The sequence below is a fragment of the Helicobacter sp. MIT 00-7814 genome (assembly GCF_003364115.1).
Classification (GTDB): domain Bacteria; phylum Campylobacterota; class Campylobacteria; order Campylobacterales; family Helicobacteraceae; genus Helicobacter_F.
Genome location: NZ_NXLL01000005.1, coordinates 41,146 through 63,261 on the forward strand (window position 1 = coordinate 41,146; position 22,116 = coordinate 63,261).

Here is a 22,116-nt window from a genome sequence, read left to right on the forward strand (position 1 = left end):
CTTAAAAAGTGCGTTGATATGTGATGCCAACTAATGATGAGCTTTTATATGAAAATTCACCATCATGCTCTGTAACTGGCGGGATTTTATAAGAGAATTCAAGGCGATGTTTTCCTCCAAATGTAAGCGCGGCGCCCATATTGCCAACCAATCCTTTAGCAAGAAGTGATTTATTAAAATAAACATTTGTTTCTTTATAGCTATAGATTCCATAGCCAAGTCCGACAAAAATCCCAAAATAGAAGTTTGTATTAGGAAGGTTTGCCTCTAAAAGCAAATCAAAATTTCCTGATACTAAATAATATGATGCCTTGATTTCTGAATTATTTTCATTTTTTGCTTTTCCGGTATATCCATCTAAATATACACGCATTCCAAGTGCTGGGGTAATATCGCTAAAAATTTGATAGCCTAGTCGCCCACCAAAAAAAATAGCAGATGGGATTTTAAGTCCATCAAGGAATAGTGAATTACTCGCCAAAGTATTTATTTCTGTCATATTTAACCCTATAGCTAAAAATGCACCATCTCTTTCAATTTTTGAATCTGGCTGTATTTGTGGTGTTTGGAGCCTCTGTGCTTGCTGTGTTTGCAGATTCTGCGTGCTTTTGTTTGTTTGCTGTGATTGCTTAGCGGTGGTTTGTTGTAATTTATTAAGCTTTTCCTCTAGCTCTTTAATCTGTGCTTCCTTAGCGTTTTGCTCCTCTAATTCCTGAATCTGTCGCTCTAATTGCGCCTTTCTTTCATCAAGGCTTTCAGCAAACCCAATACTTACAAATACCCCTACTAACGCCACAAGACAAAGTTTTTTCATTGTTTCTCCTTAAAAATTTTTAATTTGGCTTTGGAATATTACCCCCCCCCCTCTTTAGCTTTTGCTTAAGTTTTGGGTTTTAGCTTCATTTGGTTAAATATTTTTTTACTTCTAAGCTGTTTGTTTTTAAAAAAATCTTATAATGCGCGCCTTTAAAAAATTTCAAACTAAATAGGAAAATAAATGCAAAAAGTTGCCCTACTTATGAGCGGTGGAGTGGATAGCTCATACTGCGCGTATTTACTCAAAAATCAAGGTTACGAAGTGCAGGGAATCTACCTCAAACTGCACGATAAAGAAGCAAAACACGAGATTTTCATCAATAACGGACAAAAAGTTGCCAAAGAGCTTGGTATAAATTTTGAAGTCATCAACGCCCAAGAGGAGTTTAAAAAAGTCGTGTATAACGAGTTTATCGCCTCATATAAACGCGGGGAAACGCCAAATCCTTGCTCGATTTGCAATCCTTTTATTAAATTTGGCGTGGCATTTGAAAAGGCTAAAAGTATGGGTTGTGAGAAAATAGCCACGGGGCATTATGCGCGCATTAGCGAGTATAAGGGGATTAAGCGCATACAAAAGGCAGTCGATGACACAAAGGATCAAAGCTACTTCCTCTATGCGCTTTCTCAAGATTCTATAGATTCTATTATTTTTCCTTTGGGAGAAAGCTTGAAAGTGGATATTAAGCCCACCGCGCTAAAGCTTTTGCCGTTTTTAGGCACGCTTGAAACCTACAAAGATTCTCAAGAAATTTGCTTTGTTGAGACGGATTATATCGATGTGCTAAAAAAATATGAGCAGGTTGAAAATGCTGGGCTTGTGAAAAACGCGCAGGGCGAGGTTATCGGTGAGCATAAAGGCTACATGCAATACACCATCGGCAAGCGCAAGGGTTTCAAGGTCTTTGGCGCGCATGAGCCTCACTATGTGACAGGCATAAATCCCGCGAGTAATGAACTTATCGTAGGCACGAAAGAGGAGCTAAAGACAAATGAGGTTTTCGCGCAGAATCTTAGCCTTGCGCCGAGCTTTGAAAGTGGAGAATATGAAGTCAAAATCCGCTATCGTAGCACGCCAATCAAAGCGCAAGTAACTTTGGAAAATGGCATCATCTCTGCGCGCCTAAATGAGCCAGCTTACGGCGTGGCAAAGGGACAAGCGCTCGTGGTGTATGACAAAGACATCGTGCTAGGCGGCGGGGTGATATTTTAACAAAAGGTTTAGAAAATGTTTGGCGAGATAGAATCTAGCTTTCATGCCATTTTTGTTGCTTCAATTGCCATAGTCGCGGTGCTAAATCCCTTTGGCAATCTTCCGCAGTTTATCGCAATGACGGAAGGTGTGGAAAAATCCACGCGCCAAAAGCTCTTTGCAAATATTATTTTTGTGGCGTTTTGCATTGTGGTGATTTTCCTGCTTTCTGGCTCGTTTATTATGAATTATCTTTTTCGCGTCAGCCTTGATGATGTGCGCGTGGCAGGCGGGCTTATCCTTGTTGTGATGAGCCTAAAAAGCCTCTTATTTGCAAATGCCAACAAAGACTACTCGCATTACAAAGGGCTAGATTTTGAAACCCTTTTTAAGCATAGCATTATCCCTATGGCGTTTCCCATGCTCGTGGGTCCGGGGACACTTTCTACGATTGTGGTGATTTCTGAAGAACGAGGCATGATCGTGGCTCTTGGTAGCGTTGTATGCTCGTTTGTGTTTATGTTAGCACTTTTTCACTTTGCCGCGATGATTGAGCGCGTGCTCGGCAAGCTTGTGCTGTATATCCTTTCGCGTATTGCGCTAGTTTTTATTATTGCGATGGGGACAAAAATGGTAGTAACAGGCTTGCGTGGCATGGGACTTGCGCCCTAAAATCTCTTTATTTTTTGAGAATCTCCGCCACCTCTTTTGCGTGATAAGAAATGATGATATCAGCCCCGGCGCGCTTCATTCCCACAAGGCTTTCCATCATCACTTTTTCATAATCAATAACGCCCGCGCGCTTGGCACATTGCAACATCGCGTATTCACCGCTCACATTATACACCGCAAGGGGCAAAAGCGTGCGCTCCCTAATATCGCGCACCACATCAAGATAGGCAAGTGCGGGCTTCACCATCAAAATATCCGCGCCCTCACTTTCATCATTTAGGCTTTCAATTATCGCTTCTCTGCGGTTTGCAGGATCTTGTTGGTAGGTTTTTCTATCGCCAAAGCTAGGGCTAGATTGCGCCACATCGCGGAATGGTCCATAATACGCACTTGCAAACTTCGTGGAATACGCCATTATAGGCAGATTTGGGAATCCTGCTTTATCAAGCCCATAGCGCAGTGCGCTAATAATCCCATCCATCATACCGCTTGGCGCTATCATATCCGCGCCACAACTTGCTAGCACGATTGCCTGTTGCACGGAAATTTCCAAAGTCGCGTCATTATCCACAATCCCATTTTTATCCAAAATCCCGCAATGTCCGTGATCTGTGTATTCACAAAAGCATAAATCAAGGCTTACAAACATTTGCGGCGCGTGTTTTTTGATTTCTTTTAGCGCGCGTGCAGTCACGCTCCTATCGCTTAGCGCCTCGCTTCCGCAAGAATCTTTGTGCTCTGGCACACCAAAAAGCAAGATATGGAAAATCCCAAGATTCTGCAACTCATCAACTTCTTTCAAAAGCATATCAATGCTAAGCTGAAACACGCCGGGCATGGAAGCTATCTCATTTTTTACACCACTTCCCTCCACCACAAAAAGCGGATAAATAAAATCACTCACACGCAATGCATTTTCTCGCACAAGCTCCCTGCTTAAGGGATTTAAGCGTAGTCTCCTAAAGCGTCTAAACATTTTGCCTCCTAAATTTTGGGATTAGAGTTTTTCAATCTCCAGCGCCTTTGGCTTTGGTCTATCCTCTAGCGCGCAGAAATTATCCACTACACAACCTTTGATGATAAATTTATTTTTCCCGTCCTCATTGATATAGCGAAGTTTGAAATTTTGGCTATCTAGCGTGTTTTTGATGATATACATTCCTAAGCCAAAGCCTTGAATGCTCTTTTTAGAATCCCGAAAATAGGGCTTAAAATACTCATCAAGCTTGAATTTTAGCGGCGCGCCCTTATTTTCCACATACAGCCCATCATCTTTGGTATAAACGCGCACTTTGCCGTCCTCGCCGTATTTTATGGCGTTATCAAGCATATTTTTAATCGTTATCACAAAAAGTTCAAAATCTGCCTTGATAAGTGCATAAGGGGATTCTAGCGTGATTGGGCTAGGCGCGTTTTTATCAATTAAGAGAATCTGTTCTGCTGCGCGTATGAGATCTTCTAGCAAAAACTCGCTTTTTGTGATTTTATACATTTTTGAGCTTAGTTGCTCTAGCTTTGCAAACTCCGCAATAAGCTCATTTAGCCTGCTAAACACCGAGCAAAGGCGCTCTTTTTGCACGGGATTTTCCACCATTTCAGCGGTGATTCTGCCTTTAGTGATTGGTGTTTTTAGTTCATGCATGATTGAGCGCAGGAACAAAAGGCGCGATTCATTGAGCGCTTTTATTTTGTTTGAAAATTTATAAAACTCATTTGCCAAAAGCTCTATTTCATCTTTTGGATTTTTTTTCACACGCAAAATGGTGTCTTGCTCAGAGTTTGAAATCTGCGCGCGCAAGGTATTTAGCGGGATAAGCGCTTTGAGGAGCAATACATAAATAAAGGTGAGAATCACCACGCCCGCAAGTGTGATGAAATAAAATCTCTCATAAGAATGCGACGCCTTGTCTTTATACAAAATGGCTTCTTTGTTGGATTCTAGCAGGATGTAGATTCCTTGTTGCGTGTTACGCACCTTAGCAATCGTGCCGGGGAAGTTTTGCGGGATTTTGTCTTCTTCTTGCAGGCGCTCTTTTTTCAAGCCATCTTCAACCTCCACAAAGCCAAAATCACTCAAATACCGCTTCACAATATCCACGCCTCCGCCAAAGCGCGAGATTTCATTAATCATTGAAACGATTTGATTGTATTTTATGCGATTAGCGTTGCTGTCTTCCTCGATTTTGTCCTTGATAAGGAAGTAAGAAAAGGCAAAAAACCCGAGCAACGCGCAGAAAAATAAAAAAGTAATTTTAAAAAATATAGAATCCCAAAAATGCTTCATCGCCCTGCCTTTGTGTGTTTAAGAGTGTTTGTGAGATTTTAAATTCCTAAATTGTAGCACACCAGCACAAACTAACGAGCTCACACTCTGCATTCATATTTTATCCTTTTTGCTTGATTGGAATTTTAAGATTCCACATTCTCTATCGCACTTTTTGCCTCGGTTAAAATTTCAGAATCTTTATAGCTAAAAAACACAAACTCATCGCCACTTTGGCGTGTGCCACTTAGCAAATCCCCACTATTGCGATATTTCAAGTCAAGCTCGGCGATTTTAAACCCATCAAGCGTGCTTGCAAACTTTTCCAACCGCTCGGTATTTGTCGTATGCGTGTATAAAAAGCAATAGCCCTTTAGCCCATTACGACTAACCCGCCCGCGCAATTGATGCAAAGTCGCCAACCCCAGCCGTTCAGGCGCCACGATAATAATCGTGCTTAAGCGCGGAAGTGAGATTCCCACCTCAATAAGCGTAGTCGCAAGAAGCAAATTCCCTTTTTGCCTAAATTCCTCCAGCACGCGCTCTTTTTGCTTATCCTTGCCAGAAGTCACATACACGCCCTCAAAATGCTTCTGCCAAAACTTGCGCCCCTCGCTCAAAGACAGGTAATTAATATGCTCGCTCTCCTCCACCAAAGGATACACGATAATCGCCTGATGAGAAAGCGCAAACTCACTTTGCAAATGCGCGATAAGCCCCTTAAACTCGCTCTTGCCGATGATAGAAGTTGTGATATCTTTTTTGAAAGGCAAATCCGTGATATTGCTGACATTGATATACTGCGAGTTTATCATTGCCATCGTGCGCGGGATAGGCGTAGCAGAGAACTGCAAAGAATGCGGTTTGCTAGGATTTGCGCCACTTTGCGCGCTAAACATTTTTTCTAGCTTGTAGCGCTGATTTGTGCCAAATCTATGCTGTTCATCGCTCATCACAAGCGCGCAGTCCTCAAAGTCAAGATTGCGATACAAAAGCGCTTGCGTGCCGATGATAAAATGCGCGCTTATTTCATTAATTGTATCACCTTCGCGGAAGTGAATTCCGCTCGGCTCCGCTCCACTGCGTTGCGCGCTCATACTCGGCGTTTTTTGGTTGGTTAGATTTGTAGATTCTGCAACGCCGTTGGTAGCTGTAGGATTTATGTCTTTTAATATATCACCTTTGCGTTCATACTCGATATTTTTTGACTTCTTAGATTCTGCAACGCATTTTGGTTGCGTAAGGTTTTTTGTAGATTGCTTTGGATTCTGCAACGCATTTTGGGAATCCGCAGAATCTCGCAAATCCGCAAACGCAAATAAGCTCTCTTGTTCCAAATCCTCCCGCTCCAAAGCACCTTGCGTAAATTCCTTATTGCTCCCTAGCACGAGTTTCACCTTTACAGATTCTGGTAAAAACTTCCGCGCTTCCTCATAGAGTTGCTTTGCTAGCACACTTGTAGGCGCTAAAAGCACGCTTTTTTTGGGATACGCCATCATTACTGCGCTTAAGATTACAATCGTCTTCCCACAGCCCACATCGCCCATTATAAGGCGTCTAGCGGCTTTTTGTGAGTTAAGATCCTTTGCAATGGTATCAATCGCACTCCTCTGCCCCTTTGTCAAGCTAAAAGGCAGCGCGTTAATAAAGCTTTCATACTCGCCATTACACACAAAATTTGCCTGAAATTCCAAACGCTTTGAGCGCAAAATAAGCATATAGCGCAAAATCTCATTAAACTTCAAAGCATTCAAACTTTGCGCGCTAAACCCGCCATTTTCTCTAAACTCCCTCACAAACGCGCCATCTGGCTGAAAAATCCTTAATAATTCCCTTGCATGCGCTTCACTCACACCACAGACAAGCAGATTCTGCATGTTATAGACTTTTTGCGTTAGCATTTCCACCACAGCGCGCAGATTCTTAGAATCCTGCGCTTTAAACTGCAACTCAATTTTCCCAAGATTTTCAACCGCGCTTTGGTTGAGAATCTTTGGTTGCACCATAGAATATTGAGAAAATTTTTTCTCCAATTTCCCATAAATCACACACTCTTTCCCCACGCCAAACGCGCCATACATAAAAGGCTTAGGATTAAAAACGACAAGATTTATCGGCATATCAAATTCCAAGCTATACGCGCTTATTTTCAAATACGCCTTTCTGCCAAAACCTGCTTTATTGCACTGCGTTATTTCCACGCGTAGCGCGCATTCAAGCGCATTTTGCTTTTCAAACACGCTCAAAGTTTGCAATAAATTTTTCTGCTCGTAGTTTTTTGGCGGATTTAGTCCAATGTCATACAGCGTCGAGATTCCCACTTTGCGCGCGCAATCTAGCTCTTTTGGCGTGAGAGAAAAGCAAGGATTGCTCAAATCCGCTTTTTGCAAAAGTAAATGCGTCATTTTCCCTCATTCCCTGTATAATTTTTGCGCGCCACAAACCCCTTGCAAAACCTAGCGCGTGCGCGTGATGAAAACCGCCATATCTAAGATTCTATGCGCGTAGCCACATTCATTATCATACCACGCCATGAGCTTTAGCATACTGCCATTTTCGCAAGGTAGGCAAAAAGTCAAATCCTCCGCGATGATTGCACTATGACTATTTCCGATAAAATCACTGCTTACTTTATATTCCTTATCAATCGCCACAATCCCGCTTAGTGCGCCCTTAGTAGATTCTGTAAAAAGCGCATTGACTCCTTCTGCGCTCACGCTTTTTTTTAGTTTCAAATTTATATCAATCATCGACACATCAGCCACCGGCACGCGCACGCTATGCCCGTGAAACTTGCCTTTTAAATTTGGTAGCACCTTATATAGCGCCTTTGCCGCGCCTGTGCTTGTTGGGATTATATTAAGCGCCGCAGCGCGCGCACGCCTTTTATCGCTCCTATGCGCGTTATCAAGGAGATTTTGATCATTTGTGTAGCTATGAATTGTGGTGAGAATCCCAGATTCTATCCCATACGCAGAATCTAGCATTTTACAAATCGCCCCAAGCGCGTTGCTCGTGCAAGAAGCATTTGAGATGATAGATTCGCCTTTATAGAGATTTTCATTCGCTCCAAGCACAAAGGTTGGCGTATCATCGCTTGCGGGGGCGGAGATTATCACCTTTTTTGCGCCGTTTTTTAAGTGCATCGCCACACTTTGGGAATCCAAATATTTCCCGCTAGATTCCACCACCACATCTACCGCGCCAAAGTTAAGATTTTCACGCGCGACATTTTGCAAAAGCGCAAAGCTTTTTTTCACTCCATTTTTTAGCTCAAACTCAAGCATGCCCGCGCGCGCGTTAGAATCTACACCTTTATCAGATTGCCCGTCAGAATCCGCACAATCCCCGCTAGATTCCACATATGCCACTTTGACAAAATCCCGCACCTGCACGCTGTCATTTTCAAACAAATACGCCAGCATCGCGCCATCGGCTATATCATGCGTTGCTTTTATCTCTATATCATCGCGCTTTAGCGCCGCACATATGATATTGCGCCCAAGCCGTCCAAGCCCATTTACCGCGAGTGTTATCATTGCTGTCCCTCAATAAAATTCTTATGTGAAATTACTTTGTAATTTTGATTAACAAACGCCAAATTCTAGCATATATTTTCACACTATAAAAAACTATATAGCGCAAAAAGTAACATTCTTAAAAGACATAAAGCGATACTTTACAAAAATCTTACAATTTAACCTATAATGAAACTTGCTTTAAGCAAACAACAAAACAAAGGAGTTCTACATGAGCAGAACATTCAAACTTTCTCTAGCAGCATTGACAGCTCTTGGTGCGCTTAGTAGCGCTAATGCAATGAGTTTCTTAGAAGCGTTAGAAGGCACAAGCATTTCAAACACAACTTTTGTGCGCTATACAGAAAAGACAGGTTTAGGAAGCGCAGCCGATCGCGCATCTGGCTCACGCTTTCAAGTTAAGTCATATCTAAACTTCCTCACACAGGATTTTGAAGGCTATCAAGCAGGCTTTGGACTCTACTATAATCAAGGTAGTGGTATGCCTCTTTCTGCTTCTAGCAATAGCGCACATGGCGACTTGCTAGGCAGTGGTGGCTCACACTTAGGCAATGGTGGCGGTATCGCTGACAACCTCAATATGTTTGGTGTGTCTGAAGCATTCTTAAGCAAAAAGTTTGATGAAGATGGCAAATACAGCGCGAAAGTGGGAATGATGTTCTTAAAAACTCCTTTCACTGATGGCACTATGGATAGAGCTGTGGGTGCAAGCACAGCCTTTAAATTTGGCAATACCACACTAAAAGCTGCAGCATACGACACATGGTCATCAATGGACTGGTCATTTATGCAAACTCTAGGTGGCTATACAGCAGCTGATGGCTACACTAACAATGCAACCCCAAATAGCTACGGCAACAATTCCTTTAAAAACAACCTCTTTTATGTTGGGGTAGAAAAGCCAGCAGTTGAAGGCAATGGGCTAGATTATAAACTCTACCTTTCACATATTTCACGCATGGTAGATGCAGCAGCCTATCTTGACTTAGGATACAACGCAAGCGGTTTTAGAATCGGTGCGCAAGTAGCCTACACACAATTTGGCAAATATAGCGGTGAATATGGAAGCATTAATAATGCTGGTTTAACAGGTAATGCGCTTGCGTATAATGGACTTGGTGGTGCTACTAATGTAGGTAACCACAAAACAGATGCAGGCTTATTTAATAATGGCTTAGCAAAAAATGCTGGTTTGTATAATATCCAAGCAAGCTATGCAAGCAAAGGAAGCTTTATGCTAAAAGCTGGTTTCACAGGAAGCTTTGGCGATAGCTATGGTGCGCTAATCGACAATCAAGGTGAGTTCAACCTCGGTGGTATGGTATGGCATAACATGCTAATTTATGGTGGAAATGGCGCAAGTATGTTTGGCTCTGGTGGTAAAAATGGCACAAATCTCATGGTAGGCTATGCGAAATTTGTCCTTGATGCGACTGAAAAGCTCAAGCTCGGCATTGATGTAGCTTATGTAGGTGGTGCAAACAACATTCATGGAAACGAAAATAACTTCACGCTTTCATCACTTAGCAACAAAAACACAAACTTTGTGGAAATCACACCTTCACTTGTCTATAAGCTCAATGATCGCTTTACTTTCACAAGCTGGTATGGACAAACTGTAGGCGATATGAAGCTTCACATTGCACGCGCTGAAGTAAAATTCGCGTTCTAACCTTTCAATTTTTAAGCGGGCAACCCCCGCTTAAAAGCCCTCTCTTACTTACTTTTCCTTACCTAACTTAGATCTTTTAAGTTTCATCAATAAAAAATGTTTATGTATGCGTGCAAAGATTCTCATCATTGCGGATTTGCAAAATCTCAAGCAATCCAATAATTCAAATAATTACTCACCCTCGCTTTGCGATGCTTTTAAGTATGTAGTTTTCTAGCTTTAAAAGTGGCTCTTTTAGCAAAAGTGTGCCACCGCGGATTTTATTTGCGCCTTCACAAATTTGTGGTTTAAAATCATAGACAAAAAATCCGCAGTTTATCGCGTTTTGGCGGATTTGCGCACTTTGAGAATAAGTAGTAAGAATCCCATTTGGCTTTAAGATTCTAAAACATTGCATAAAATATTCCTCGCTCCAAAGCGCGGGATTTTTGCGCGGTGAAAAGGCGTCATGGTAGATAATATCAAAGCTCGCATTTTGCAGACTTTTGACATATTCTAGCGCATCACCCTTATAAAGCTCAATATCCGCGTTTTTGCCTTTATAGATTCCATGATTTATAAGCGTGTGCAAAATTTCATCTAAAGCAAGCGCGCTAAACTCGCTCGGATAAGGAAAAGAAAGCAGAGAATCTAAAAGCGCGCAATCTTTTTCTGGGGAATAAATTTTAAGCCTCATCTTTGGCGCGTAAGTGGCGTAATAAAGCAAAGTCGCAAAGCTATTGTAACCTAGCCCAAAGCAAATATCTAAAATATTAATGCTTGCTTCAACCTCGCGCGCTGGCGCTTTATCACGCACACCACCAAAAGCGCCATTTGCGCCATTTACAGAAGCGCCATTTGCGGAAACACTTTGCAAAGCCCCTTGCGCACGCAGATTCTGCAAGATTTTTGCAAATGCAGGCTGTATGTGCTTGTGCAAGCTCTCTTTAAGCGCGCCCTCTTTTAAGCTATGGTAGCACTCATCAAACTCCGCGCTATACGCGCTAAAGCTCAAATCCGCGCTTTGCCTAAGCTCTAGCATTAGTGAGGCATATCATAAATCATCATCTGAAAGCGCCCCGCAATCCCGCGCGCAATCTCCAAAATATGCGCGCTTGTGGGCTCATCATACACTTGATGCAAGGACTCTTCAAACAGCGCAAGCCAATCATCAAAGCGCTCACGCGGGAATGGCGGAAGTTCCAAATGCTTTTTAAGTGGTTGCCCATTGAAAGTAGATTCTCCCAAAAGCATTTGCTTCCAAAAATTCGCAATATGCTTTTTGTGGTGTTGCCATTTGCCATCAGATTCCCCGATTTTGGCATTAAAAATAGGCGCTAGGTTGGCGTCTTTGCGGATTTTTTCATAAAAAATATCCATAAGCTTTGCGATAGAATCATGCGTGATTTCTGACATACATTCCCCCTAAAAATTGAAATAAAAAAGTCAAACCAAAACGCAAATATAAGCTAAAAAATATAATACAAACTTAAAAGATGATAAGTTTTGCTTATTATTCTGCCATTTTATTTTGCATCGCAAAGAGGCGGTAGCTCACGCCCATTGTGCCTAAGCCCTGCTCGATGAGCGCGTAAGCTTTTGTATAAAACTCACTAATATCATCACTGCTTAAATGCAGCACGCACACCATAAGCGTATGCAAAATATGCGCGATTGAGCCTTCAAACAAAATCCCCACAAATGGCGCGCTCGCACTTTTCCTAAGGCTTAAGCGATGCACCCTATCCACAAGCGCAAACAGCTCTTTTTTGCTCCCCACATTTACGCGCAACGCTTTTAATAGCTCATCTTTATACTCCAGCACCTCTTTTGTGTATAAATCTGCAAATTTTTTTTCTTTAAACACCTTGTTATAGTCTTTTTGGAAGTAAGATTCTATTTGTTTAATAGCGCGCGCCTTATTGACTTTCCTTAGTTCAAACGCATCGACATCACACGCCTTGCTTCCCTGTAGATACGCACCCTCGCCCAAATTTAGCACAAGATTTGGCGCAAAAACCTTAATCGCGCGCTCAATGCTCTGCGCGCTTAGCGAAAAAAGCGCATCAGAAAAGACTTTTTTACTCTTATTTGCGCGCACTTCAAAGGCATTTGCTGGAATGGCGCTAGATTCTTTCCCATAAAAAGAATTTTTCGCATGCTTGCTTTTGCCCTCGATATAGCCACAATCTAGCCCGCAAATCAGCACCTCTTCGCCCAAAAGTGCCGCAAGCGCAAAGCCCGCATTCCCAACATAGGGCGCACTAAACTCAACCACGCTTTTTGCCCTAAACATATACGCGCTCGCACTCCCGCCACGCATAAACAAAAAGCCTTTTTTGGCGAGATTTAGCGCATTTGGTTGCACCACACTTCCGCATAAAAGCGTCGTGTCGCCTAGTGGCGCACCCTCTAGCACTTCTTTAAGATAAGAAATACGCTCGATTTCGATTTGAAAATCAGGCTCTATCCCATAAGCTTTGAGCGGTTTTAGCGCTGTGCCACAGGAAAAAATCAGCATATTTGGCGCGTTTTTTTTAATAAAAGGAAGCAAAGAATCTAAACTCACCCCATTTCCCACCACGCAAATTGGCACATTCACACGCTTTGGAAGGTTTAGGATTCCAAAATTTGCATGAAAATTTTTCACGCTATTTTTCACGCCTATCATCTCATCATCAAAGCTCCCCCACCCGCGCGCATTGATTTTATACGCCTCATGTACGATACTGCGCGCGCTGGCAATCTTAGGGCTTTCATACAAATACAGCTCAAGGCGCAAAAAATTATTCGTAATCTTATGCGTGCTAAAGTAGCTATTGACAAACTCTTTGTTGATGAGATTTTCCACAAACAAATAGCACGACTTTTCCCCAACGCGCGCAAAAAGCAACTCAAAATCCACAAAATACAGCATAATGCGAAACATATCAAGGTATTCTTCAAAAAGTAGTAGTGAGTGAAAATACACGCCAGATTCTAAGAGAATCTGCAAAAATATCCCGCCCAACGCACCAAAAATCGTAAGGCTTGGTAAAAAACTCGCACTCAAAAGAAACTCTTTTTGACAAGGGGAAGCAAACATAAGATCAATAAGATTATTGCAAACTTTCGCAGTTAGCGGGATTTTCTCTTCATCTAACTTTTGGAGTGTGAGATTATTTGTATAAAGCTCATAGCTTGTGTTATTGAGCGGATTTAGCGCTAGGGCGCGTTGCAAGGCTAGCATTTCGCCTTGTTTATACACAAACGCACCATCGCTAAGGTTGAGAATATTTAGCTCTTTGCCATCAAAGTAGAGATTATGCGTTGTGGGCGGAGTTTGAAGCTGTGCAAACAAGCGGGGATTAAGTGTGCTAAAAAACGCCATATTGCGCGCAAAAGTCGCACTCATATAAGAATCTAAGCGCGCAAAATTGCCTGTATGCAGGATTTCAGAAAGATTCATAACACCTCAGCGACGCCATTACGCATAACGACTAAATCTTCAATCCTCACGCCAAATTCATCGCCTAAGTAAATCCCGGGCTCAATAGAAAACACCATGCCCTCTTCTATCACCATTTCACTGCGTGCAGAAATGCGCGGAAGCTCGTGTATATCAAGCCCTATGCCATGCCCGGTGGAATGCACGAAAAACTCCCCATAGCCAGCAGATTCTATAACACTGCGCGCAAGAGAATCGATCTCTTTTGCTTTCATTCCCACGCGTGCTTTTGTGATGGCGTTTTCTTGGGCTTTTCTTACGATGTCATAGATTTTTTGCTGTTTTTTGTTTTTAAACTTTTGATTCTTGCTAAAATCCATATTTTCGCCCACGCGCGCGGTGCGCGTCATATCCGAGCAGTAATGCTTAAATTTTATCCCCGCATCAAAAAGCAAAAGATCATTTTTGGCTAAGTTAATTTTTGCACTTGGCAGGGCGTGAGGCTTCGCACCTGTGGCATTAAGCCCGACAATTGGATTAAAGCTTAGTTCATATTTTCCTTTCGCGCTTAAAAATGTGCTGGCATAAAAATGCAGATTCTGCTCACTCATTGGCTTTTTATCCGCAATTGCCTTTGCTACGAAGTTTGCAAACTTCTTAAAAGCCTTTTTATTGAGTTTTTGAGATTGTTTGAGAAGCGCGATTTGCGCCTCATTTTTACACACGCGCAAATGCTGATGAAAATTTGGCATTGCGACAAGCTCGCATTTTGCGCCTAGATTTTCCAAATGCTTACAAAGAGAGTGATAAAAATCAAGCGAGACTTCTAAAGAATCAAAGCCTAATTTTGTGAGTTTGAGCTTTTTAATCGCCTGTGCCAAAGTAGCGCATAAATCCGCAGAATCCACTACTTCAATTGTATCGCCTCGCGGAAGTGAATTCCGCTTCGGCTCCGCTTCGCGCACACACTCTGCCTTGCTTTGTTGCTTAGAATCTTGGATTCTATAATGTTGGCTTGTTGTTTGAGATTCTACCAGCTCGAAATTTTTCGCAATATTTTGTTTCGCTTCCAAAACATAGCGCATATCGGTGAAAAAAAACTTAGATTCTGGCGTTTTTAGCACGATAGCATTATCGCAGTCAAACCCGCATTCATAATACTGCGCGCTTTGGGACAGCACAAAATAAGATTCTGCTTTCATTAGAATCTACGCCTTTTGCGCTTGTTGCTCTTGCTGGGCTTTTAGGTGCGCGATTTCGCTAATGATTTGGAAAAGTGAAATTAAGCCCAAATGATAGCCAAACGCGCCAAAGCCTGTTATCACGCCCGCGCACACGCGCCCTGTGTGGCTTTTAGCGCGGAAATCCTCGCGCGCGTGGATATTGCTAATATGCACTTCCACCACCGGCACGCCACAGCTAGCGATCGCATCTGCAATTGCGATTGAAGTGTGAGAATACGCCGCTGGGTTAATCAGCACGCCATCATATTCCCCACCTATGCACTCTTGGAGCTTATCGATAATCTCGCCTTCAAAATTGCTTTGAAAAAACTCGATTTGTGCGTTATTTTGAGTTGCTTGAGCTTTGAGATTTTCATGTATTTGCTCTAGCTTAATATTGCCATAAATGTGTGGCTCGCGATGCCCTAGGATATTGAGATTTGGACCTTGAATGACAAGAATTTTCATTTGCTCTCCTTTGTTTTTATGCTTTTTTGCGTTCTAAAAAGGCGCAATTATAGGGCAAATTCTCTTAAAAAGTTATTGCGCTAGATTTTATTTAGAGAATCTTGCACGATGCGCTCTAAGTTTGCCAAAGCAAGATTTATGCGGTGCTCGGATTGATTGAAATGCAATCTTGCTTGAGAAAGCGCGACTTCAGAGTTTAGCAATTCCCTTGAAGTCTCAATATTTTGCTTGTAGCGATTTTGCACGATTTTATAGCTCTCTTCCGCCAAACTCACAGCATTTTTAGAGACTTCATATTGTTCTTTTGCGATATTTAAATCACTTAGCGCCTTATCAAGTGCCAAGTTTAGCTCACGCTTCAAATCCACCAAACGACTTTGGGCAGAGAGAATCTCAAAATGCTTAGATTCTATAACATACCTATCGCTTAAGCCATTGAAAACATTCCATGTAATGCTAAGTTTTGCTTGCGATTGCAGGTTTGTGCCGAGGCGATTGAGCGTGCTTACATCATTACTATACCAAAGGCGCGAAAAGGTAGCGTCAAACTTTGGCAAATATGCACCTTGCGCGATTTTCTTTTCATATTGCAAAGAATCTAAAAGCGCGCATAAATACAGATATTCCGAGCGTGAGTGCAACATTGAATCTTCTAACTTTGCGCGCTCAAAATTTAGCGCGTTTAAATCCTGTGGGCGCAAGGATTCTAAAGAATCTAGCGCGATATTTTGGTTAAGCAATTTTTGCAAAGAAAGCAGGGCGTATTGCAGGGTGTTTTTGTCGTTGCTTTGCGTGACTTTGGCATTTGCAAGCATAACCTCAACACTTAATAAATCACTTTTTGCCTTCAAACCTTGCAGATAGAAATCCTCCGCTTGGCGTCTTTGCAACTCCAAAAGGCGGATAGATTCTGTAGAAATTGCCAAATTATCGCGCGCTTCTAAAATCTGAATATAAAGCGTTTTTGCCAGCAAAATAATATCCTGCCTTGTAGCCTCGCTAAGATAGCGCTGTGCGGATTCTAAGCTTTCATAGCGCTTGAGGGAATAAAAATCTTTGAGTCCATTAAAAAGATTATAGCTTGCGTGAATATCGCTAAGGTTTGTGGTGATGATGTCGCCATTTACGCGTGTATTTTGCGTGATAGAATAGCGCAGTTCTAGCTTTGGTGCGAAGTTGCCATATTGCGCGCGTTTGGTGTTTTGAGCCTTTTTGACATTAAATTCTTCTTCTTGTATGCGCTGGGAATTTTTCAATGCCAACGCAATGGCTTCGTTGAGATTAAGCCCAAAACAAGAGGCAAAAAGCAAAGTAAAAAGCAAAAAGATTCTCACTAGATTTTCCTTGATTTTAGGATTTTTAAAAGGATTTTTTGCACTAGATTCTTACAAAGCACAAGATATTTTTTACAAAGCGCTTTTATCTCAAGCTCTTTTAATCTAAAATACACCCTTAGCGCGCAAGGGATTATAAGCAAGCTCAAAAGCCCAGAGAAAAGCAATCCACCCACAAGCACCGCACCTAGCCCGCGATAAATCTCACTTCCTGAACCCACAATCACCACAAGCGGGAGCAAGCCAAACACACTTGTAAAAATACTCATACAAATCGGGCGCAAGCGACTTTGTGTCGCTTCAGTGATAGAATCTAGCACATTTTTGCCGTAAATGAGATTGTATTTTGTCTGATACACGATTAAAATGGCATTATTTACCACGCTTCCAACCAAAATAATAAATCCTAGCAAACTTAGCATATCAAGATTTGCATTATCAAACAAATTGAGAATCCCTAGTCCCAAAAGTCCGCCAGCCACCGCAAAAGGCACGCTGAAAATAATTATAAACGGATAGCTGAAATTCCCATACAGCGCGCATAAAATAAGATAAGTAATAAGCAACGCAAGCCCAAAGCCCACAAACAAATCGCCCCTGCTAGAATCTATATCTTTTGCCGCACCGCCAAAAATAAGGCGATTATCCCGCAACTCTCCGGCGTTTTTAAGTGGCGCGATGACTTCATTTTGCAAGGTTGAGAGAATCTGCTCTAGTGGCATTTCTGGTGGGGAATTTAGCACAAGCAAAATAGAGCGCTCCCTTTCATAATGGCGGATTTGCGACATTGAGTATTCTTGCTTAATATCTGTTAAAACGCTTAGCGGCAAAAGCTTCCCATTTGGCGTAGTAATTTGCGTATTTGCAAACTCTTCTGGCGCATCAAAATCTTCACTCTCAAGCGCGCGCGCAATGGAGGGCGGGCTTAAATCCGGTAGGGCTTTAAGCACCAAATCGATAGTTTTTCCGCTTGGCGTTTTAAACTCATCTATTTCCTTGCCCCCTAGCACCACATCTACAATCTGCCCAAAACTCTTTGCATTAAAGCCATTAAGCGCTAAAGTTACATCATTTGGATACAGCACTAATTCGCGCACATTGTTTTCTAGCGCGGGCAGTGGGCGCGTTTGCATATAAGGCATTTGCCTTTTTATCGCGCTATTTAGCACGCTTGCGGTGGCATTGACAGAATCTAGATTTTCGCCCACAATATAAATATAAATGCTTTGCGTGCTCACACCTTTATCAAAAATGCCCTGTTGCACGATTGAAGCCTGCACATCGGGGATATTTTCTATGCTTTTGCGGATTTGCGGGATAAGGCGCTTTACTTCAGCAGGATTGCTAGAAGTAAGCCCTAGCTGCATATAAGATTCATTACTTGCAAAAAAGAGATGCTCAATTGGTGGCAAATCCTGTGCGCTTTTTTGCGTATAGCCTAAATCGCGGATAAGATGCTTGTTTTGCTCAAAAATCGCCTGTCCAATTTCCTTGCGATTTTCATATGAAATCCCCGGTGGCGTGTTAATGTAGCCGATTAAAAGATTCTCGTTTCCCCTTGGGAGATAATCTAACTTTGGCATAAGCGCTATGCTTACAATTACGCTTAGCCCCAAAAAGCCCACGATAAAAAGCACGCAATGTTTTGGCGAAGTGAGAATCTTACTCAAAATTCGCATTAACTTTTGACTAAGATTCCCTCCAAAAGAACTTAGTTTTTGTAAAAATGCAAAATTTTGCGCGCTTATTGTGCCAAACTTTTGCAAAAGCACAAACTGCGCGGAAGGGATTATAAAAAGTGAAACAAAAAACGAAATAATAAGCCCAAAGCACACACTTAGCGCAATGTCAGAGAAAAGCTGCCCGATATCTTCTTGCATATTTAAAATTGGTATAAAAATCGCAATAGTCGTAACAACAGAGGCAAAAATCGCGCCAATAACCTCAAGCGTGCCATCCACGCATGCCTGAAGCGCGCTTTTTTTCATTTGCAAATGACGCGAGATATTTTCCACCACAACGATGGCATTATCTATAAGCATACTCATCGCAAAGCTCACACCCGCAAGCGTGATGACATTAAGCGTGCGATGGGAAGCATCAAGGAGAAAAAACGAGCTAATAATACAAATTGGGATACACACAAGCACCACAAGCGTGCTTTGAATACTACGCAAAAACACATACAGCACCGCGCACGCAAGCACAATGCCTAGCAAAATATTATTTTTCACCTGCGCGATAGAATCTAAAATATAGCCCTCTTGATCCCTGCTCCACACAAACTCTAAGCCCTGATCGCGCAAAATCGTTTCATTTAGCTCGCTCACCACAGCGCGCATATTTTGGGTAAGCTCTAAAATATTTGCATTTGGCGTTGGGACGATTTGCACGCTCAAAGCGCGTGTGTCATTCACATAGCCATAGCTTGTCTGCTTTGCAAAGCCCTCACTTGCCACAGCAATATCTTGCAAGTAGAGAATCCGCCCGCCACTCTGCTTTATAGGCGTTTGCAAAATGGCGTTAATGTCTGTGTATTGAGATTCTACTTTAATGCGATAGCTTCGCAAGCCATAGTCCAAACTGCCTGCGGTGGTGTTTTGATTATGCGCTTTTATGGAATCTATGACTTCTGCGATGCTTATGCTATGAAAGGCTAAGGCTTTAGAATCTAGCAAAATCTGCATTTGCGTAGCGCGCCCACCGGGATAAAACACCTCGCCAACGCCATTTACGCGCTCTAGCCTTCCTAAAATATAATCCTCAAAAAAAGTCTTATAAGTATCCACTTCGCGTTCATTCTCTGGTAGTGTGCGCAGGAAAAGATAAATTGCAGGCGGGATATTTTCCCCGCTGATGGTGATTGTGGGCTTATCGACATCTAAAGGATAGCCTTTGATTTCGTCCATTTTGGCGCTCACTTTTAAAAGCGCGAAATTCACATCGATTTCTGGGCTAAATTCTAAGCCAACAATCGCGCGAGATTGCCTTGCGGTGGAAGTGAGCGTCACTAAGCCCTCAATTCCTTTGAGCGCTTTTTCTTGGCGATTGATGATTTCTTTTTCAATCTCAAATGGCGTCGCGCCACTCCAATTTGTATAAACGCTAATGGTTGGGCGTGTGACTTGTGGCAAAAGCTGGTAGGGCATATTTTTCAAACCCATAATCCCAAAAAGCAGCATAAAAATAACGCACACAAACGCTACCATGGGATTTTTGAGAAAAAATAAAAGTGCTTGCTTCATTACTCTAATTGTCTCATTTTGATTTTCTTATTTTAATTGCGTGGATTCTCTAACCTGCGCGCCATTTTGGAGTCTATCCTGCCCGCGCGTCACCACAGAATCATTTTGCTTTAAATTTGCGCGGATAATGGCATTTTGCCCCTGCATACTTAGCACTTCCACGCTTAGCGCCACTGCTTTAGAATCTCTGACTACAAAAATGCTAGGATTTCCTAAATAATTCACTATAGAATCCCTTGGCACCATCGCGCCCTCCACCTTGCCACCATTTGAAAGCATCACTTCTGCAGCTTTCCCATCAACAAAGCTTCCGTCATTTTCTACATTGATCCTCACTGGGAAAGTGCGCGTCTGTAAGTCCGCGCGTGGGATAATGGCATAAATTTTCCCGCTATAATTTTTTTTATCAATGATAATGCCAACTTCCTGCCCGTTTTTAAGAAAAGAAAGCATATGCGAAGGCACATCGACAATCACTTCCGCACTCGTGGTGTCAAGGATTTCACAAATCGCATCGCCCACTTCTATCCACTCGCCGATATTAATTTTTTTATCTACGATGATTCCTTTGATTGGTGCTTTTATGGTTTTTTTGGCAAGCTCGACTTTTGCAGATTCTAGCTCGGAAGTTAGGGCTAAGATATTGCTGTATTGGGATTTTTGCTCGTATTCGATGCTTTCATATTGCTGCAAAGAGACAGAATCTGATTTCAAAAGATTTTTATAGCGCGCAAGCTCTTTTTGCTGGCGCTCGTGGATATATTTTGCTTGGGCGAGTTTGGCTTCTTTGCTTTGGATTTCTTTTTGTAATAAATCCGCGTTAATCTGGGCTAGATTCGCATTGCGCTTGATAGAATCCCCGATTTTAAAATTTATCTTTTCCACCACACCGCGCGTTTGCGAGGCGACTTTGGAACTATTGCTAAAATGCAGTGTGCCTAAAAAGGTGCTTTGAGACTGCAAGCTTCCTTTTGTGATGGGCTTAGAAACCACGCTAATTTCCGCGCCAAAGCCAAAAGGCACACATAGCACAAGCGCGCTTATTGCAAAAAAGATAGCACCGATACCACGCACGCCAACTCCTTTTTTCTAACTTTTAACGCACAAACATCGCTAGAATCTAAAAATCCTTAAGGCTTATATTGCAGATTCTCCTCAATAATAAGCGTATGCGGGCGATAGCGACTTTGCACGATTTCTAGCCCAAGAGTGACTTTGGAGCTTTTGCTAGCGCTATCTTCCTCGACAAAAAGTGGCACTTCAAGGCGCAACACAAAAGGCAGAGTATGCAGATTTTCCATCATTTGCACTAACTTTGTGCTATCGCTCACATAGCCTTTTAGCTCAAGCCTTGTGCGTTGCAAATCATCTTCAACAAAAACCTTTTTTTGTGTAAGCGTAAAGCTCAAAAAATAATTATGCAAAAACTCGTTTAATTCTTCAATCGCGCGCTCTTGGGTGGAATCATCTTTTGCATTTGGAAAATAGAGTTTATCAAAAGTGGCTTTATTTTGCGCGATAAAATCCCTTACTTGCGTGCTAATTTTGTCAAAATCACTTTGAGTTTGGTTTAAAATAAGCTGGGAGCGCCTATTTTCGCTCACTTGCGTTTTATAAATCTGAATCTTTGGAAGCAAAATCTGCGTAATACCAAAAAGCGCGATACCAGCAAAAACAATAAAAAAAAGTATATTTTTTACAATGTATTCTGATTTATAATCATTCATCATCTTCCTCCTGTGGCAGGATAAAGGGCTGTGTCTTGCGACTGATAGAGACAAAATTAAGCCAGCCATTTGCAAGAGGGAAAAAATCCACGCGCGATTCATCAAAGTTTGCTTTTAGCGGGGCTTGAAGCAAGAATACATACACTTCTTTTGAAGGCGTAATGCCGCGCAATTCCAAATAGTCATTGTCAATTTTTAGGCTTCTTAGTGTGATTTGCGCGGGGATTAATGCAAGCAAGCGCTCAAAACCTTCACGATAGCGCTTATTACTTGGGACAACTTGGGAATCTAGATTTTCCACAATACGCGCTGTTTTATTTTGCTCAAACTGCAAGCGGTTGAGATAATCCTTTGCTGCGATGATATTTAAATCAAGCTTGTGCGTGCGCGCTTCGATGATTTGGAGTTCATTTTGTTTTTGATAAATTTGAAAATTTAAAAGCGCGTAGAATCCCGCCATACAAAGCACCGCTAGCACTATAAAGAGAATCCAAACTTTTGTGAGTTTTTTAAGGATTGACTTTGCTTTTGGTTGGATAAAGCTGTATGATATAGCCAC

The 22,116-nt window shown here is 42.1% G+C and carries 18 protein-coding genes; 3 read left to right on the forward strand and 15 right to left on the reverse strand.

From position 1 onward, the window contains the following. Position 1 precedes the first annotated feature (1 nt). Positions 2 to 814, reverse strand: a complete 813-nt coding sequence (locus CQA49_RS02535; protein WP_115574397.1) for an outer membrane beta-barrel protein — start codon at positions 812 to 814, stop codon at positions 2 to 4. Positions 815 to 997: 183 nt separating this feature from the next. Here CQA49_RS02535 and mnmA point away from each other — a divergent pair, with 183 nt between their 5' ends. Both mnmA and CQA49_RS02545 read left to right on the forward strand, forming a co-directional pair. Further along, the gene (gene mnmA / locus CQA49_RS02540) at positions 998 to 2,029 is read left to right on the forward strand and encodes a tRNA 2-thiouridine(34) synthase MnmA (RefSeq protein WP_115574398.1); all 1,032 of its coding nucleotides are present in this window, start codon (positions 998 to 1,000) and stop codon (positions 2,027 to 2,029) included. A gap of 15 nt (positions 2,030 to 2,044) precedes the next feature. Further along, a complete protein-coding gene (locus CQA49_RS02545; RefSeq protein ID WP_115574399.1) occupies positions 2,045 to 2,680 on the forward strand; it encodes a MarC family protein in 636 nt (211 codons plus the stop codon). Between the two features lie 7 nt (positions 2,681 to 2,687). Here the strand turns inward: CQA49_RS02545 and hemB are convergent, their stop codons facing one another. From hemB to CQA49_RS02565, 4 genes are all read right to left on the reverse strand, one after another. Beyond that, positions 2,688 to 3,656, reverse strand: coding sequence for a porphobilinogen synthase (hemB, locus tag CQA49_RS02550; RefSeq protein WP_115574400.1), 969 nt, complete (start codon positions 3,654 to 3,656; stop codon positions 2,688 to 2,690). A gap of 21 nt (positions 3,657 to 3,677) precedes the next feature. Next, positions 3,678 to 4,964: an ArsS family sensor histidine kinase gene (locus tag CQA49_RS02555; protein ID WP_115574401.1), complete on the reverse strand. Its 1,287-nt coding sequence runs from the start codon at positions 4,962 to 4,964 to the stop codon at positions 3,678 to 3,680. 125 nt (positions 4,965 to 5,089) lie between these two features. After that, the gene (locus tag CQA49_RS02560; RefSeq protein WP_115574402.1) at positions 5,090 to 7,348 is read right to left on the reverse strand and encodes a DEAD/DEAH box helicase; all 2,259 of its coding nucleotides are present in this window, start codon (positions 7,346 to 7,348) and stop codon (positions 5,090 to 5,092) included. A 51-nt stretch (positions 7,349 to 7,399) separates the two neighbouring features. Beyond that, complete coding sequence (locus CQA49_RS02565) at positions 7,400 to 8,482, reverse strand: type I glyceraldehyde-3-phosphate dehydrogenase (protein WP_115574403.1); 1,083 nt, start codon at positions 8,480 to 8,482, stop codon at positions 7,400 to 7,402. A gap of 211 nt (positions 8,483 to 8,693) precedes the next feature. Here CQA49_RS02565 and CQA49_RS02570 point away from each other — a divergent pair, with 211 nt between their 5' ends. Then, entirely contained in the window at positions 8,694 to 10,154 is a 1,461-nt protein-coding gene (locus CQA49_RS02570; protein ID WP_115574404.1) for a hypothetical protein, read from the forward strand. Positions 10,155 to 10,329: 175 nt separating this feature from the next. Here the strand turns inward: CQA49_RS02570 and CQA49_RS02575 are convergent, their stop codons facing one another. The 10 genes from CQA49_RS02575 to CQA49_RS02620 all read right to left on the reverse strand — a co-directional run bounded on the left by CQA49_RS02575 (position 10,330) and on the right by CQA49_RS02620 (position 22,116). Further along, a complete protein-coding gene (locus tag CQA49_RS02575; RefSeq protein WP_115574405.1) occupies positions 10,330 to 11,175 on the reverse strand; it encodes a tRNA (5-methylaminomethyl-2-thiouridine)(34)-methyltransferase MnmD in 846 nt (281 codons plus the stop codon). Next, a complete protein-coding gene (locus CQA49_RS02580; protein WP_115574406.1) occupies positions 11,175 to 11,549 on the reverse strand; it encodes a group III truncated hemoglobin in 375 nt (124 codons plus the stop codon). Before CQA49_RS02580 ends, CQA49_RS02575 begins: the two co-directional genes overlap by 1 nt. Positions 11,550 to 11,646: 97 nt before the next feature. After that, a complete protein-coding gene (locus CQA49_RS02585; RefSeq protein ID WP_115574407.1) occupies positions 11,647 to 13,581 on the reverse strand; it encodes a 6-hydroxymethylpterin diphosphokinase MptE-like protein in 1,935 nt (644 codons plus the stop codon). Continuing rightward, positions 13,578 to 14,762: a M24 family metallopeptidase gene (locus tag CQA49_RS02590; protein WP_115574408.1), complete on the reverse strand. Its 1,185-nt coding sequence runs from the start codon at positions 14,760 to 14,762 to the stop codon at positions 13,578 to 13,580. The genes CQA49_RS02585 and CQA49_RS02590 overlap by 4 nt, the downstream gene beginning before the upstream one ends. 6 nt (positions 14,763 to 14,768) lie before the next feature. Continuing rightward, positions 14,769 to 15,251, reverse strand: coding sequence for a type II 3-dehydroquinate dehydratase (gene aroQ / locus CQA49_RS02595; RefSeq protein ID WP_115574409.1), 483 nt, complete (start codon positions 15,249 to 15,251; stop codon positions 14,769 to 14,771). Positions 15,252 to 15,331: 80 nt separating this feature from the next. Further along, positions 15,332 to 16,585, reverse strand: coding sequence for a TolC family protein (locus tag CQA49_RS02600; protein WP_115574410.1), 1,254 nt, complete (start codon positions 16,583 to 16,585; stop codon positions 15,332 to 15,334). Beyond that, positions 16,585 to 19,830 carry an efflux RND transporter permease subunit gene (locus CQA49_RS02605; RefSeq protein WP_115574411.1) on the reverse strand — a complete coding sequence of 1,082 codons (3,246 nt, stop codon included), beginning with the start codon at positions 19,828 to 19,830 and terminating at the stop codon, positions 16,585 to 16,587. Before CQA49_RS02605 ends, CQA49_RS02600 begins: the two co-directional genes overlap by 1 nt. Positions 19,831 to 19,857: 27 nt before the next feature. Further along, complete coding sequence (locus tag CQA49_RS02610) at positions 19,858 to 20,904, reverse strand: efflux RND transporter periplasmic adaptor subunit (protein WP_115574412.1); 1,047 nt, start codon at positions 20,902 to 20,904, stop codon at positions 19,858 to 19,860. Between the two features lie 56 nt (positions 20,905 to 20,960). After that, on the reverse strand, positions 20,961 to 21,557 hold the full coding sequence (locus tag CQA49_RS02615) for a hypothetical protein (RefSeq protein ID WP_115574413.1): 597 nt from the start codon (positions 21,555 to 21,557) through the stop codon (positions 20,961 to 20,963). Beyond that, positions 21,550 to 22,116: a hypothetical protein gene (locus tag CQA49_RS02620; protein ID WP_115574414.1), complete on the reverse strand. Its 567-nt coding sequence runs from the start codon at positions 22,114 to 22,116 to the stop codon at positions 21,550 to 21,552. The genes CQA49_RS02615 and CQA49_RS02620 overlap by 8 nt, the downstream gene beginning before the upstream one ends.

Excerpts from the sequence above, each read along its gene's own strand:
- CQA49_RS02535 (WP_115574397.1), bottom strand. The coding sequence starts at position 814 with ATGAAAAAACTTTGTCTTGTGGCGTTAGTAGGGGTATTTGTAAGTATT.
- mnmA (WP_115574398.1), top strand. The coding sequence starts at position 998 with ATGCAAAAAGTTGCCCTACTTATGAGCGGTGGAGTGGATAGCTCATAC.
- CQA49_RS02545 (WP_115574399.1), top strand. The coding sequence starts at position 2,045 with ATGTTTGGCGAGATAGAATCTAGCTTTCATGCCATTTTTGTTGCTTCA.
- hemB (WP_115574400.1), bottom strand. The coding sequence starts at position 3,656 with ATGTTTAGACGCTTTAGGAGACTACGCTTAAATCCCTTAAGCAGGGAG.
- CQA49_RS02555 (WP_115574401.1), bottom strand. The coding sequence starts at position 4,964 with ATGAAGCATTTTTGGGATTCTATATTTTTTAAAATTACTTTTTTATTT.
- CQA49_RS02560 (WP_115574402.1), bottom strand. The coding sequence starts at position 7,348 with ATGACGCATTTACTTTTGCAAAAAGCGGATTTGAGCAATCCTTGCTTT.
- CQA49_RS02565 (WP_115574403.1), bottom strand. The coding sequence starts at position 8,482 with ATGATAACACTCGCGGTAAATGGGCTTGGACGGCTTGGGCGCAATATC.
- CQA49_RS02570 (WP_115574404.1), top strand. The coding sequence starts at position 8,694 with ATGAGCAGAACATTCAAACTTTCTCTAGCAGCATTGACAGCTCTTGGT.
- CQA49_RS02575 (WP_115574405.1), bottom strand. The coding sequence starts at position 11,175 with ATGCTAGAGCTTAGGCAAAGCGCGGATTTGAGCTTTAGCGCGTATAGC.
- CQA49_RS02580 (WP_115574406.1), bottom strand. The coding sequence starts at position 11,549 with ATGTCAGAAATCACGCATGATTCTATCGCAAAGCTTATGGATATTTTT.
- CQA49_RS02585 (WP_115574407.1), bottom strand. The coding sequence starts at position 13,581 with ATGAATCTTTCTGAAATCCTGCATACAGGCAATTTTGCGCGCTTAGAT.
- CQA49_RS02590 (WP_115574408.1), bottom strand. The coding sequence starts at position 14,762 with ATGAAAGCAGAATCTTATTTTGTGCTGTCCCAAAGCGCGCAGTATTAT.
- aroQ (WP_115574409.1), bottom strand. The coding sequence starts at position 15,251 with ATGAAAATTCTTGTCATTCAAGGTCCAAATCTCAATATCCTAGGGCAT.
- CQA49_RS02605 (WP_115574411.1), bottom strand. The coding sequence starts at position 19,830 with ATGAAGCAAGCACTTTTATTTTTTCTCAAAAATCCCATGGTAGCGTTT.
- CQA49_RS02615 (WP_115574413.1), bottom strand. The coding sequence starts at position 21,557 with ATGAATGATTATAAATCAGAATACATTGTAAAAAATATACTTTTTTTT.